Source organism: Pseudomonas sp. W5-01, assembly GCF_046540435.1.
Taxonomy (GTDB): Bacteria; Pseudomonadota; Gammaproteobacteria; order Pseudomonadales; family Pseudomonadaceae; genus Aquipseudomonas; species Aquipseudomonas graminis_B.
Window position 1 is genome coordinate 271,375 of sequence record NZ_JAXCIP010000002.1, and the last position, 13,457, is coordinate 284,831.

12 protein-coding genes are annotated in these 13,457 nt (G+C 63.3%); 2 read left to right on the plus strand and 10 right to left on the minus strand.

Features of this window, described 5'->3' with window-relative positions:
- Nucleotides 1-96: 96 nt before the first annotated feature.
- From SLW75_RS06585 to SLW75_RS06620, 8 genes are all read right to left on the minus strand, one after another.
- A complete protein-coding gene (locus tag SLW75_RS06585; RefSeq protein WP_410933958.1) occupies nt 97-1,713 on the minus strand; it encodes an inorganic phosphate transporter in 1,617 nt (538 codons plus the stop codon).
- A 130-nt stretch (nt 1,714-1,843) separates the two neighbouring features.
- Nucleotides 1,844-2,860: a transporter gene (locus tag SLW75_RS06590; protein WP_065988674.1), complete on the minus strand. Its 1,017-nt coding sequence runs from the start codon at nt 2,858-2,860 to the stop codon at nt 1,844-1,846.
- A 107-nt stretch (nt 2,861-2,967) separates the two neighbouring features.
- Nucleotides 2,968-3,801, minus strand: a complete 834-nt coding sequence (locus SLW75_RS06595; protein WP_192130100.1) for an aldo/keto reductase — start codon at nt 3,799-3,801, stop codon at nt 2,968-2,970.
- Nucleotides 3,802-4,037: 236 nt separating this feature from the next.
- The gene (locus SLW75_RS06600) at nt 4,038-5,462 is read right to left on the minus strand and encodes an efflux transporter outer membrane subunit (protein WP_410933959.1); all 1,425 of its coding nucleotides are present in this window, start codon (nt 5,460-5,462) and stop codon (nt 4,038-4,040) included.
- Nucleotides 5,459-6,379 carry an efflux RND transporter periplasmic adaptor subunit gene (locus SLW75_RS06605; RefSeq protein ID WP_410933960.1) on the minus strand — a complete coding sequence of 307 codons (921 nt, stop codon included), beginning with the start codon at nt 6,377-6,379 and terminating at the stop codon, nt 5,459-5,461. Before SLW75_RS06605 ends, SLW75_RS06600 begins: the two co-directional genes overlap by 4 nt.
- Nucleotides 6,376-6,585 (minus strand): DUF1656 domain-containing protein, encoded by a 210-nt coding sequence (locus SLW75_RS06610; protein WP_065988670.1) that lies wholly within the window; start codon nt 6,583-6,585, stop codon nt 6,376-6,378. Before SLW75_RS06610 ends, SLW75_RS06605 begins: the two co-directional genes overlap by 4 nt.
- Nucleotides 6,582-8,681: an FUSC family protein gene (locus SLW75_RS06615; protein WP_410933961.1), complete on the minus strand. Its 2,100-nt coding sequence runs from the start codon at nt 8,679-8,681 to the stop codon at nt 6,582-6,584. Before SLW75_RS06615 ends, SLW75_RS06610 begins: the two co-directional genes overlap by 4 nt.
- Nucleotides 8,678-9,130, minus strand: coding sequence for a MarR family winged helix-turn-helix transcriptional regulator (locus SLW75_RS06620; RefSeq protein WP_065988668.1), 453 nt, complete (start codon nt 9,128-9,130; stop codon nt 8,678-8,680). The genes SLW75_RS06615 and SLW75_RS06620 overlap by 4 nt, the downstream gene beginning before the upstream one ends.
- A 570-nt stretch (nt 9,131-9,700) precedes the next feature.
- Between SLW75_RS06620 and SLW75_RS06625 the strand changes: the two genes are divergently transcribed.
- A complete protein-coding gene (locus SLW75_RS06625; protein ID WP_065988667.1) occupies nt 9,701-10,369 on the plus strand; it encodes a polysaccharide lyase family 7 protein in 669 nt (222 codons plus the stop codon).
- Nucleotides 10,370-10,372: 3 nt separating this feature from the next.
- Here the strand turns inward: SLW75_RS06625 and SLW75_RS06630 are convergent, their stop codons facing one another.
- Nucleotides 10,373-11,800: a heavy metal sensor histidine kinase gene (locus tag SLW75_RS06630; RefSeq protein WP_410933962.1), complete on the minus strand. Its 1,428-nt coding sequence runs from the start codon at nt 11,798-11,800 to the stop codon at nt 10,373-10,375.
- Nucleotides 11,773-12,468, minus strand: coding sequence for a heavy metal response regulator transcription factor (locus tag SLW75_RS06635; RefSeq protein WP_410933963.1), 696 nt, complete (start codon nt 12,466-12,468; stop codon nt 11,773-11,775). The genes SLW75_RS06630 and SLW75_RS06635 overlap by 28 nt, the downstream gene beginning before the upstream one ends.
- A gap of 324 nt (nt 12,469-12,792) precedes the next feature.
- Here SLW75_RS06635 and SLW75_RS06640 point away from each other — a divergent pair, with 324 nt between their 5' ends.
- Nucleotides 12,793-13,416 carry a hypothetical protein gene (locus tag SLW75_RS06640; protein ID WP_192130497.1) on the plus strand — a complete coding sequence of 208 codons (624 nt, stop codon included), beginning with the start codon at nt 12,793-12,795 and terminating at the stop codon, nt 13,414-13,416.
- The last annotated feature ends 41 nt before the right edge of the window (nt 13,417-13,457 follow it).

Below are 13,457 nucleotides of genomic sequence, written 5' to 3' on the forward strand. Positions count from 1 at the left end.
GCCTCTTCCCGGCTGAAGCCGGTCCCACTGAAAAGCACCGCGCAAAAAAAACAGGCGCCGAAGCGCCTGAAAGAGAGTACGGGAGACTTTTCGAAATCAGAAAATCTGGGTGAACAGCCAGTACAGGCTGCCCGACAACAGGATCGCGGCAGGCAGGGTCAGCACCCATGCCATCGCCAGATTGCGCAGGGTGCGCATCTGCAGGCCGGAGCCGTTGGCGACCATGGCGCCGGCCACCCCGGAGGACAGAACGTGGGTGGTCGACACCGGCAATCCATACATGTCCGCTGCACCAATGGCCAGCATCGCGACGACTTCCGCCGATGCGCCCTGGGCGTAGGTCAGGTGAGTCTTGCCGATTTTCTCACCGACGGTGATCACGATGCGTTTCCAGCCCACCATGGTGCCCAGGCCCAGCGCGATCGCTACCGCCACCTTGACCCACAGCGGAATGAAGCGCGTCGCGGTATCAATCTGCTGTTTGAACGTGTCGACTTTGGCCTGGGTGTCCGCGTCGAAGTTGCCGACCTTGTTTTTGTCCATCAGGCGGATGGCTTCGGAGGTCAGGTACATGTCGTTCCGCACGTTGGCGGTGGCCTCGGCCGGCACCTTGGCCAGTGACCCGTAACTGGCGACCTGATCGCCGATCTTGCCGGCCATGACGGCCAGCGCCGGGACCAGTTCAGGGGTCGCCTGCTTGTCGCGGATGTAAACGGAAAGTGTCTGTCGGGAATCGGCCGGCGCGGGCAGGGGCGCCGCTTTGCTCAGGGCCTGTTGGGTGACTTGGGCGACCGCCGCGAACTGCACCGACTGGTCGGCCGGCATGGCGCGGTTCAACGCGTAGGCCATCGGCAGCGTGCCCACCAGAATCAGCATGATCAGGCCCATGCCTTTCTGACCGTCGTTCGAGCCGTGGGCGAATGAGACGCCGGTGCAGGTCAGGATCAGCAGGCCGCGAATCCAGATCGGTGGCGGCTTGTTGCCTTCCGGCGCTTTGTACAGCGCGCGGTTCTTCACGAACATGCGCAGCGCCATCAGCAACAGCGCGGCGCAGGTGAAGCCCACCAGCGGCGAGAGCAGCAGGGAATAACCGACTTTGGTCGCCTGAGACCAGTCCACGCCGCTGGTGCCGTCGCGGCCGTGCATCAAGGCGTTGGCGATACCGACGCCGATGATCGAGCCGATGAGTGTGTGGGAAGAGGAGGCCGGCAGACCCAGCCACCAGGTGCCGAGGTTCCACAGGATCGCCGCGATCAGCAGGGCGAAGATCATCGCGTATCCCGCCGATGAGCCGACTTGCAGGATCAGCTCGACCGGGAGCAGGGCAATGATGCCGAACGCCACCGCGCCGCTGGAAAACAGCACACCCAGGAAGTTGAACGTTCCCGACCAGACCACGGCGAAGTTCGGCGGCAGGGAGTGGGTGTAGATGACGGTGGCGACAGCGTTGGCGGTGTCGTGGAAACCGTTGACGAACTCAAAGCCGAGCGCGATGACCAGCGCCACGCCGAGCAGAATGAACGGCGTCCAGGTCAGCACGACGGTACCCAGATCGTCCATGTCCTGCTTGAGGCTGTAGCCGGTGTAAAACAGGCCCAATACCAGTACGACGCAGAAAATCACCATCGTCAGCACGCCAGGCTTGCGCCCGAATTGAGCACTCAGTCCGGGCCCCTGTTGCAGAGGGCGTTGAGCCAGTGAGGGGGTTGCCATGGGTCGCGATCCTGTTGAGGTGGGATGGTGACCATGATCATTACAAAATGTGACAGAGATGCGACACGGGTCACGTTTTGGCTGGATTTACTGGGGTTAGGGACCAGTGGGCGCGCCAATAATGCTGCCGTCAATAATCCCGACTCTTGCGAAACGCCCACCGTCCCGCAATAAACGTAAAGGTTGCCACCAGCGCGACCAGCACCCAGAACCCGTGGGGATCGCTGGCCAGGGGGATGCCGCCGACGTTCATGCCGAAGAAACCCGCGACGATGTTGATCGGCAGCGCCAGCACGGTCACGACGGTGAGGGTGAACAGCGTGCGGCTGCTTTGTTCGTTGAGGTTGGCGGCGATTTCTTCCTGCAGCAGTTTGATCCGTTCGCCCAGGGCGGTGAGGTCGCTGATCACCAGCGCCGACTCTTCGGTGGATTGCCGCAGTTCTTGCAGGTCGTCTTCCAGCAGCCATTGCGGCGGTCGGTGCAGCAGGCGCATCAGCGAGCCGGGCTCCAGCGCCAGCAGCCGCTGCAGGCGCACCAGCACTCGACGCATGGCGCCGAGCTCCGAGCGGTTGTTGCTCAGGCGTTGGGAGAGGAGTTGGTCTTCGATTTTGTCAACGCTGAGGCTGGTCTTGCGCATGAACTGACTCAGCACGTCGCTCTGATCGCGCAGCAGGTGGGCGAGCAGTTCAAGGGGGGAGCGGAAGGTTTCGCCTTGTTTGACCGAGGAGCGCAGCCGGTCTACCGAGCGCAGCGGCTGATGGCGTGCGGAAATCATCAGGTTGCTGCGCACGCACACCCACAATGTGGCGATGTCGGTGGAGATGCGGTTGAAGTCGAAGACCACGTCGTTGACCACCGCGAGCAGGGCGGAGTCGACGTGTTCGATGCGCGTGGAGCGTGAGCCTTCGTGCAGGGCTTCGAGGAATTCGTCGGGCAGGTCGAGGTTGGTTTTCAGCCAGCGTTCGCAGCTGGCGTGTGCGAGATTCAGGTGCAGCCAGACGAACTCGTCGGGCTCGGTCGGGTGGCGCAGGCACTCCAGCGCAGACGTCGAATCCAGCTCACGGCCGGGTTCCTCCGGACGGAAGCGGAACCCGTACAGCAAGCCAAACAGATCTGAGTCCTGGTGATGGGCAATGCGTTGATTCATGAAGGCTCGCAGACGGGAAGTGCCCCGCAGGGCACGAGATCGAAAGCGGCATCATCGCAAGGGGTTTTGACAGTTTTGTGACGGTTTGTGTCTGTCAGCGATCTTGTTCAGACCATTGACAGCCGCGTCTTGCGCAGGGGCGCCGGCCATGAGGTATCAATCAGCAATTCATCCTCGATGGACAGCTCGATATCAACCGCCGCAGCGTTCAACTCCAGGTGATGGGGAGTGACGGCCTTGGGAATGGCGATCACGCCGTCCTGACGCAGTACCCACGCCAAGCTGATCTGCGCCGGGGTGGCGTCGTGGCGCTCGGCGACTTCGAGGATGGCAGGGTTCATCAGCAAGTTGCCGGCCTGGCCGATCGGGCAGTACGCCATCAGCGGCATCCGGGCGGTTTGCATCCAAGGCAGCAAGTCGTATTCGATGCCGCGCTCTTCCGGGTTGTACAGCACCTGGTTGGTGGCGCACCCGCCGCCGAGGCCCAACGCGTCGAGCTCAAGCAGGTCTGACACGTCGAAATTGGACACGCCCCAGCGACCGATCTTGCCCGCTTCACGCAGACGCTCGAAGGCTTCAACGGTTTCTTCCAACGGGTACTGACCGGGCCAGTGCAGCAAATACAGATCGATATAGTCGGTGTTCATGCGTTTGAGGCTGCGCTCGCACGCCGCCGGAATGCCCGCGCGGCTGGCGTTGTGCGGGTAGACCTTGCTCACCAGCACGACCTCGTCGCGGCGCCCGGCGATGGCCTGGCCGACGACTTTCTCGGCGCCGCCTTCGCCGTACATCTCGGCGGTGTCGATCAGCGTCAGACCGAGGTCGATGCCCAGTTGCAGCGCCGAGACTTCCGCCTCGAACTGATGGCGGTCCTCACCCATGTGCCAGGTGCCCTGACCGATAACGGGGACGGTTTTGTCTGCCAGTTCAAGCGTGCGCATCGGGGGTGCCTCCGGGCGGATAGGACTGAATGATTAAGAGTCAGGCAGTACCGGCCGGCAGGGGTTCAATTTCAAGCGAGTGCGCAGTGCGTGAGCGTGACTGCGTATCTATTGTAGGACCGGCTTCAGCCGGGAAGAGGCCGGTGTAGGCGACAACAATCTCGCGGTGTGACACATGACGCCTTCCCGGCTAAAGCCGGTCCCACAAAAAGCAGTGCGTGCCAACCCGCGAGAACTCACTGATGCCCGTTCTCCCAACCCCCGCCCAGCGCCAGAAACAGGTCGATCTGTCCCATTGCCACTTGGGTATTCGCCGCCGCCAGTTGCGCGGTGACGTCGGTGTAGGCGCGGGTGGCTTGCAGGTCGGCGAGGAAGGATTCGCGGCCGGCCAGGAAGAACCGATGGGTCTGGTCCGCAGCCTGGCGCGCCGACTCCTCGGTTTCAACCAACGCATCGCGGCGTTCCAGCAGCGCGGTGTATTGCGACAGCCCGGTCTGGGCTTCGCGGATCGCGTTCAGCACCACGCCATCAAAACGCGCCAGCGCCACCTGATTCGACGCTTCGGCGATGTGAATTCGCGCCCGTGCGCCATTGGACGGGATGGTCCAATTGATCACCCCACCAAAGCCCCAGCGATTGGTCGACGGATCGCCCAGTTCATCGAGAATCCCCACAGTGCCCACGGTCGCGCCGATGCTGATGTCCGGATACAACTCGCCGGTCGCCACACCAATGGCCGCGGTCGACATCGCCAGGCGGCGTTCTGCCTGACGGACATCGGGGCGACGCTTGAGCAGCGCGGCGCCATCGCCCACCGGCATGACTTGAGCGATGTGCGGCAGCTCGGCGCATTCCGCCACCCCTTGCGGCAACTGGTTCAGCGGCCGGGCGAGGAGCATCGACAACCGATACAACGCCGACTTCTGCGCCGCTTCATAACGCGGTAAGTCAGCACGCAGCGAGCGGAACTGGGTTTGCGAGCGCGTCACCTGGGTTTCATCGCCACGGCCGGCATCGCGCAGGCGTTGGGTCAGGCTCAGGCCCTGCTTCTGCAGGTCGAGGGAGTGCAGGGCGATGTTGCGTTCTTCGTTGGCGGCGCACACCTGGGTGTACGCGCGGACCACATCGGCCACCAACGTGATGCGCGCCGTGTCGGCCGCCGCCTGGGTCGCGTCGGCGTTGGCCTGGGCCGCTTCGATCCCGCGCTGCAGCACGCCGAACAGGTCGAACTGATACGAAGTGGTCAGGCCGACATCGCCGACGTTCGCCACCGGTACTTTCTCCGGCTGCAGATAGGCCTGGCCGGACTCCTGCAAGCGCTGCGCACCGGCTTTGGCCGTGCCGCTCCAGCCGCCGGCCGCATCGGCTTCGTTCATCTGAAAGCGCGCCCGTTGCAGGTTCGCCGCCGCGACGCGCAAATCGGTGCTCGACACCAGCGCCTGACCCACCAATTCATCAAGCTTCGGATCGTGATACAGCCGCCACCAGTCAGCCGGCACCGGCGCCGACACCACATTGGTCGACGAACCGGCCAGCTCGCCTTGCAGATCGGGTCGATTCACGGCGGCTTTCTCAGGCAGCGTGTAATCCGGGCCGACCACGGTGCAAGCCGACAGCAGCAAGCCCATGCCGACGGTGAGCAGGCGTGCGCGGTGTTTCATTTCGGCGCTCCCGGCTGGACGGGTTCATTGCCGGCATCGTTGTCAGCGCGGGCGTCATCGATGATCGATACCGTCGCCGTGCGCCCGGCAATCATGCGGAAATCCGCCGGCACTTCATCAAAGGCAATGCGCACCGGAATCCGCTGGGCCAGACGCACCCAGCTGAACGCCGGATTGACGTTGGGCAGCAGGTTCGAGCCGCTGCTGCGGTCGCGGTCTTCGATGGCGGCGACGATGCTCACCACATGGCCGCGCAGGCGGGCGTTGTCGCCGATCACGCGGATGTCCACGCCGGAGCCGATGTGAATCCCGTCCAGTTTGGTTTCTTCAAAGTAGCCGTCGATGTGGAAGGAGTTGCTGTCCACCACCGACAGCACCGGCCGCCCGGCGCTGACGAATTCGCGGTCCCGGGGCGCACGGTCGTTGAGGTAGCCGTCCACCGGGCTGCGGATCACCGAGCGGTCCAGGTTCAGTTGCGCCGAATCGACCGCCACTTGGGCTTCGTTCAGGGCCGACAACGCGCGGGCTTCCCTGGACTGGCTTTCTTCCAGTTGCTCGCGGGCCACCAGATTGCCGAGGCTGCGGTTACGCCGGTTTTCGCGCTGGGCCTGCTCCCAGGTTTCCTTGCGCTCCGCGACCGTGGCCTGGGCCTGACGCAAGGCGAGACGGAAACGGTCCTGATCGATGGTGAACAGCAACTGGCCTTTCTTGACCAATTGGTTGTCGCTCACCGCGACCTTTTCGATCAGTCCGGAAACGTCCGGCGCGATCTGGATCACGTCGGCGCGGATGTGCCCGTCGCGGGTCCAGGGCGCGTACATGTAATACATCACCATGCGCCACACGACGATCGCGGCGAGGGTGACAACCAGCAGGGTCAGGACCACGCGGCCCAGCGTCAGTAGAGGTTTTTTCATTTCATCAGGTATCGACTTAGGGTATCCACGACGCCGAGCAACAGAGCGTATAGACCGACGTTGAACAAAGCCCGGTGCCAGACCAGGCGGTAGAAGCGGGCGCGCGTCAACACGGCGTGCACCACCAGAAAAATCAGGTAAGCGATGCCCATCAGCACCAGAAAGGTCGGCAGGAAGATCCCGCTGATGTCCACATCACCGATCATAAGGGCGCTCCATCGATGCCATAGGGCGGTTGTTCTTCCTGCTCGGCGAGCACATCGACGATCTCCACACCCGGCAGCAGCGCCAGGCGCAAGCCACTGAGGGCGTGCAGCAGATTCAGCCGCGCGTCGTCATCATTTTCGCCGTTGAACGCCAGCGCGCGGCGGGCGCGGTCCATGGTCATCAACAGACCTTTAGGGGCGGGCAAACGCTCCCGGGCTTTCAGGCAGGCGCGGAAATGCGCACCGACTTCGGTCGCGACCTGGCGCAGCAATTGGCGCGGCGCCGGGTCGACCCGCGGCATGTAGGCCAGCAAGTCCAGCATGTTCAGGGCAACCCGCGCTTCGCGCAGTGCAGTGGTGGAATCCTGCGCGGTGATCGCCAGGCGCGGCAGGTGCTGCATCAGCCGGTCCAGCATGCGCACGCCCATGTGCCGGTGCTCGGCCAGGGTGGCGTCTTCGCTGAGGGAGACGATGTCGCGCCAGCTGAAGCGGGTCAGGCGCCTGGCCGCCACTTCGGTGCCGAACGGCCTGACGATCAGCGTCCAGACGAAGGCGAATGCCAGACCCGCCGGCCCGGCCAGGTTGGAATTGACGAAGTTGACGAAATCGGCGTCGTAGGCGCTCTGGATGCTGATGAAGGACGAAGTGTTGACGATGGTCAGCAGCGTGCCGAGGTAGAACTTCGGCTGAACGGTCAGGGTGCCGACGCAGATGAACGGCACTGAAAACGCCAGCACCAGCATCGGGAAGTCGTGCAGGTTGGGCAGCACCACGAACAGATAGAGGCTGGCGAAGATCACCGACATCATGGTCCAGAAGAAGAAGCGGTAGATCTGCGGCGCCGGGTCGTCCATCGCCGCGAAGAAGCTGCACGACACCGCCGCCAGCGCCACCGCGCTCGCGCCATCCTGCCAGCCCAGCAAGATCCACAGCACCGACGCGACGATGATGGCGCTGACCGAGGTCGCCACCGAATACAGCATCATCCCGCGATCGAGAAACGGCGACAGTCGCCCCAGCCGCCAATGGCGATACACCGCGCGCCACGCCGAGTGATCATCGGTTTCGATGGCGTGCTGCAGGCTGCGGCAGTCCTGCCACAGGTCAATCCACTCGCGCAGGCGATAAAGCGCGTTCGACAGCAGCAGGTGCCGGCGATCGTCAATCTGTGCAGGGGTGGGTTGCAGGCGATCAAGCTCGGTGTGCAGGGCTTTCCAATACGTGATCGGTGCACCTTCTGCGGTCTGCTCGACCCAGTTGCGGCACTCGATCAGCAGCGGGGCGAGGTCGGCGACGTGCTCGGGCGAACGCCGCTCCAGCGCCCAGAGTGCATCGTCCAGGGCGTCGATGACCGGCAGCAGATGAATCATCCGTCCGCGCAGTTCCTTGGCGTTGCGCACGGTCTGGCGATGGGCGCCTTCGTGGGGCAATTGGCCGATCATCAGCTCCAGGCTGTTGAAGGTCCCGACCATGGCCGTGCGCAGGCCGCCGACGGCTTCCGGCGTGGCGCTGCGCGAGAGGAACAGGTCGCTGTAGGCCGAGGCGTCCTTGAACCACTTGCCCATGGCGTCGACGAGCACCGGCGCCAGCCGACGCGGCCAGAACATCGCGCCGACCACCGCGGCGCAGACGATACCGAGGAAGATTTCCTCGGTGCGCGAGACGGCGATGTCGAACACCGCCTGGGGGTTGTCGACCACGGGGAAGGAAATCAGCGGCATGGTGTAACCCGCCAGCATCAGCGCGTAGCTGTTGGCGGTGCGCAAGTGCAGGGACAAGAAGAGCAGGGTGCCGGTCCACAGTGCGATGACCACGGCCAGCAAAAACGGCGTCTGCACGAACATCGGCACCAGCACCACCGACGCTGCGGCGCCGAGCAGCGTGCCGGCGGCGCGGTACAGCGCCTTGGAACTGGTCGGCGCCACGAACGGGCTGGAAACGATGTACACCGTTGCCATCGCCCAATAGGGGCGGGGCAGTTCCATCATCAGCGCGATGTACAGCGCCAGCATCGACGCCGCGAACGTGCGCACGCCGTAGAACCAGTCGCGACCCGGCGGTACGCCGTCGAAAAACCCGTTGAACCTGCCGCTCAAGATGACGACTCCGGCGCCATTGGCGTGGCTTGGGCGATGGCGTTGAACACCCGTAACGTTGCCTCCAAGTCGGCGGGATCGACGTTGCTGAAGATGTCGCGGCGCAGGCGGATCAGCTCCTCCTCAATGGCGTTGGCCAACGCCCGGCCCTGATCGGTCAGGCTCAAGGCTTTGGCGCGGCGGTCGGTGGGGTCTTCGGTGCGCTGCACCAGTCCGGCCTTGCACAGCTGATCGAGCAGGCGCACCAGTGAGGGGCTTTCCAGCCCGCAGGCCTGGGCCACCGTCACCTGACGCACGCCTTCACCCAGGCGCGCGATCATCAGCAACGGGCCGGCGCAGGCTTCGGTGACGCCAACGTTGATCAGCGTGGTCTGGCAGACACGACGCCACTGCCGGGAGGCCGCGACGACGCCGCCGGTGATGCGCATTTGCAGGGTGTCAGGATTCATGAAGAGGCCATTGGAACGGTACGGGGTTTGGTTAGGGCCTGAATGATTAGGCGCTGCATTATTAGGTTGCTAACTAATAATATCTTGTAACACTGTGGGGTCGTCAAATGGAATCTGTCCTGGGGCGCCGGGCGGATTGTCGCAGGACGGTCTGGCCGGATGTCTGACAGAGAGTATGGGGCGCGCCAGATGGCTCTGATCGCTGGGTAGGAAGGCGGGACGACCCGAAGCAGGAATTTTCCGATACCGTCTGTCGGCTGAATCCTCGCTGGCTGAACTAATTTTCTGAGCGTCGTCTAAGCGCTCCTCCAAAAAAATGGCGCCAAATTATTAGCCCTTCTCCCCGGTTTCCGCTGGTTGGGCAAAACATGAGGGCAATGAGCCACTTTGCCTCAATAGTGGCACTGTGCTTTCTTTGGGGGCTGCTTCTGCAGGTTCGGCGGTTTCTTGACTCCGGGGGCGACTAAAGATCAAACGGTTCAGCCGATAGCAAAGATGACGGGAACGGCAGTGACAGGCCTGTTCCAGACACCTTCTTTGCTGTGCGCCTCGCGCACCATGAGTGCACCCATGATTGATCTCGCCATCTGGAATCTTTCTATACCGGTCGGTATCGCAGCCGCCACCATCGACACGCCGAAACTCGTCGGCGGTTACCAGGATGGTTACTTCCGTTCAGGGGACACGCTGTTCTTCTGGGCGCCGGTTACAGGGTCAAGGACTGACAATGCCAAATTTCCCCGCACGGAGCTGCGTGAAACCTACGCCAACGGTGCGGTTCACAACTGGACCTACTCTGACGCGGACAACTTCCTGCGTGCCGCGCTCACCGTGGACCAAGTGCCTTCTTCGGGCAAAATCGTCATCGGTCAGATCCACGCCTTTGGCAGTACCGAGCCGCTGCTCAAGCTCGAATACCAGTACAAGGAAAAAACCAAGACCGGCAACCTCGTGGTGAAGTATCGCGCGACGCCGACGTCCGAGCCCGAAGTCATTCAAGTGGCAACCGGCGTGCTGCTCAAGCAACGCTTCACTTACACCATCCACCTGACCCAGGCTGGCAACCTGACCGTCAATGCCTACGACATGCAGTGGGGCGCCAAGCTGGACCTGACCTGGAAAGGCAAGCCGCTGTATTTCAAGGCGGGCGTGTACACCCAGGACAACGCTGGCTATGCCACCGAAGGCGGGGCGGCGACGTTCTACAAACTGCAGGCCACCCACGACAAGAAGGCGTGAGGGCTACAGCAGCCGGGCTCCGGGCTGGCGCGGGAACATCAGTGCGAAACAGATCCGCCCCGGCGCAGGCTGATTGACCGACACTTCGCCGCCATGCAACTGCATGATCGCGGCCACGATCGCCAGGCCGAGTCCGTTGGAATCGGAGCTCTGGTGCCGTGAGGCGTCGCCGCGATAGAAACGGTCAAACAGTTTGCCCAGGGTGGCGCCGTCCAGCGTCGGGCCCTGGTTCTCTACTTCGATGCGGCACTGCCTGCCGTTCTCAACCACTCGGCTCTCGATTACGCGAATGTCAATCACACTGCCTTCGTCGGCGTAGCGGATCGCGTTGGCCACCAGATTGCTCAGGGCCCTTCGCAGCAGCAGCGGATCGGCCTCGATCCGAGCGTCGCCTTCGGTGTGCAGGGCGATGTCCCGTTCTTCCGCCAACCCTTCGAAATAGCCCGCGACCCGTTGCATTTCATCCGCCAGGTCCAGCGTCTGGCGATTGAGCGCGGCCTGGGCTTCATCGGCGCGCGCCAGGAACAGGATGCTTTCGACCATTCGCGAGATGCGTTCCAGCTCCTCCAGGTTCGAGGCCAGCAACGCCTGGTACTCATCCTCGGTGCGCGGTTGCCGCAGGGCCACCTGGCAATGCCCCATCAACGAACCCACCGGCGTGCGGATCTCATGGGCCAGGTCGGCGGAAAACTGCGTCAGCCGCTGATAGCCATCGGCAAGCCGGTCGAGCATCGCGTTATACGCCTCGCCCAGTTGCTGCAGCTCCACCGGTGTGTCGCGGTTGTCCATGCGGCTGTCCAATTGCGCCGGGGTGATGGCTGCGGCATGGCTGGCCATTCTGCGCAACGGCCGCAGACCCCGTCGCAGCAACACATATCCGAGCAACGCCGTCAGCACAAACGCGAGCGAAACGGCGAGCAGGATGCGGTTACGGAAGCCCGCCAGGGTGGCCATCTCCTTGACCGCAATGTGCGCGGCCGTCAGGTGCACAACCTTGCCGCCGGACACCGCTTCGACCGTCGCCGCGCGCATCGGCACGCCGGAATCCAGCAGGCCGCCGCGCATGTCGGCCACGCCCAGCGGCATGTTGGCCGGCACCACCGGCATTGGCGGCAGCGGCGCATGCAGCGGATTGACCATGATCACCGCAGGCTTGCCCGGCTCGGCGATGATGAAAATGTCGTCTTCGCTGTCGAGCATGTTCTCGAACAGCTGCGGGCTGCTTTGCAGCGTGGTCAGGGTCAGGTCGTACTGCAGCAGTTTGCGAAAGTGATCCAGGCGCGCCAGCACCGCATGGTCGCTGCGGGTCATGACCGCGCCCTTCATGGTCTCGTAGAGGTACATGCCGGCGCTGGCGACGGCGAGCATGGCCACCACCGAAAACGCCAGGGTCGCGCGCAGGGTCAGGGATGGCTGGCGTCGGGCTCGCATGGCCGCACCTCACAGACGTAACCGATGCCGCGCACGGTGTGGATGAGTTTGATCGGGTAGGGCATGTCAACCTTGCTGCGCAGGCGCTTGATCGCCACGTCGACGACGTTGGTGTCGCTGTCGAAATTCATGTCCCAGACTTCCGAAGCGATCTGCGCCCTCGACAGCACGTCGCCCTCGCGGCGCAGAAACAGATGCAGCAGCGCGAACTCCTTGTTGGTCAGGGTGATGACCTGTTGCTGGCGCGTGACCCGACGGCGCAGCAGGTCCAGTTCAAGATCGGCGAGGTGGAAATGATCGGCCTCGCGCACCACCCCTCGCCGCAGGATGGTGCGTATGCGCAGGAGCAGTTCGGTAAACGAGAACGGCTTGACCAAGTAATCGTCGGCGCCCAGTTCGAGGCCCCGGATGCGGTCCTGCAACTGATCGCGGGCGGTGAGAAACAGCACCGGCACGTCCTGCTTCGCCCGCAGGATTTCAATGATCTGCCAGCCGTCGATGCCCGGCAGCATGACGTCCAGCACCAGCAGGTCGTAGCTGTGCTCCAGGGCCATGTGCAGGCCGTCGGTGCCGTGCTGGGTCCAGTCGACTTTGTAACCGGACTCGGTGAGGCCCTTCTTCAGGTACTCGCCAGTCTTGGTGTCGTCTTCGATAAGCAGAATGTGCATCGTCGGTCAGGCTCGCTTCACGTCATTGGCAGCGTCGCCGGCGTGGGCTGTCAGGTGGGTGATCAGATTGGACAGAAGCGGCGCGAAGGGCTGCAGGCCGCGCCGGATGTGGAGTGTAACCAACGGATGGCGCGCGGTCGGTTACATTTTTGTCATTGATTGCGCCCTGGCGGACACGCTCAACGCTGGTGTGCTTGAATGACAAAAATGTAATCGGGCGGTCATTGTCGGGTGCCGGTTGCGGGTACAGGATGGCCTTCATGCAACACACATGACCCTCAGCTTCACCTTTCCCCAACTGCCTGAAGGAATCCACCGATGAAGATGAAGACAGCCCTGACCACCACGTTCGGCATGCTGATGCTCAGCGCCGCCGTCATGGCATCCGCCGCCGGCATGGCCGCCGGTGACATGCCGGTGGTCAAGCCACTGCGCGGGACGGTCGACAGCGTCGACAGCAACACCCTGAATTTCACCACCCGCTCCGGCGCCCATCAGAGCATTGGCCTGACCGACAAGACCGGCATCCGTCTGGTCTCCAAGACCGACATCGCGTCGATCAAAGCGGACAGCTTCATCGGCTCCGCCGCCACCCCACAGCCCGACGGCACGCTGAAGGCCCTGGAAGTGACGGTGTTCGAACCGAGCCTGAAAGGCAGCGGTGAAGGCCACTACGGTTGGGAAAACGCTGACGGCACCACCGGCACCATGACCAATGGCACCGTCGGCAAGCTGAGCGGCAAGGCCAACGGCCGTACCCTGAGCGTCGGCTACAAAGGCGGCGAGAAGCAGCTGGTCGTGCCGGAAGACGTGCCCATTGCCTACGTGCAGTCGGGCAAGGTCGATGAGCTGGTCAAGGGCGCGAAAATCGTCGTGTTCCCGGGCGAAGACGGCAAGACCGCACGCGGTGTCGCGGTCGGCAAAGACGGCTTCCAGCCGCCGATGTAAGCGGGTTGCGGCGTCTCACGGCGCCGCTTTCACCGAATCCG

Excerpts from the sequence above, each read along its gene's own strand:
- SLW75_RS06610 (WP_065988670.1), bottom strand. The coding sequence starts at position 6,585 with ATGATCGGTGATGTGGACATCAGCGGGATCTTCCTGCCGACCTTTCTG.
- SLW75_RS06595 (WP_192130100.1), bottom strand. The coding sequence starts at position 3,801 with ATGCGCACGCTTGAACTGGCAGACAAAACCGTCCCCGTTATCGGTCAG.
- SLW75_RS06590 (WP_065988674.1), bottom strand. The coding sequence starts at position 2,860 with ATGAATCAACGCATTGCCCATCACCAGGACTCAGATCTGTTTGGCTTG.
- SLW75_RS06640 (WP_192130497.1), top strand. The coding sequence starts at position 12,793 with ATGAAGACAGCCCTGACCACCACGTTCGGCATGCTGATGCTCAGCGCC.
- SLW75_RS06635 (WP_410933963.1), bottom strand. The coding sequence starts at position 12,468 with ATGCACATTCTGCTTATCGAAGACGACACCAAGACTGGCGAGTACCTG.
- SLW75_RS06585 (WP_410933958.1), bottom strand. The coding sequence starts at position 1,713 with ATGGCAACCCCCTCACTGGCTCAACGCCCTCTGCAACAGGGGCCCGGA.
- SLW75_RS06600 (WP_410933959.1), bottom strand. The coding sequence starts at position 5,462 with ATGAAACACCGCGCACGCCTGCTCACCGTCGGCATGGGCTTGCTGCTG.
- SLW75_RS06630 (WP_410933962.1), bottom strand. The coding sequence starts at position 11,800 with ATGCGAGCCCGACGCCAGCCATCCCTGACCCTGCGCGCGACCCTGGCG.
- SLW75_RS06625 (WP_065988667.1), top strand. The coding sequence starts at position 9,701 with ATGATTGATCTCGCCATCTGGAATCTTTCTATACCGGTCGGTATCGCA.
- SLW75_RS06605 (WP_410933960.1), bottom strand. The coding sequence starts at position 6,379 with ATGAAAAAACCTCTACTGACGCTGGGCCGCGTGGTCCTGACCCTGCTG.
- SLW75_RS06620 (WP_065988668.1), bottom strand. The coding sequence starts at position 9,130 with ATGAATCCTGACACCCTGCAAATGCGCATCACCGGCGGCGTCGTCGCG.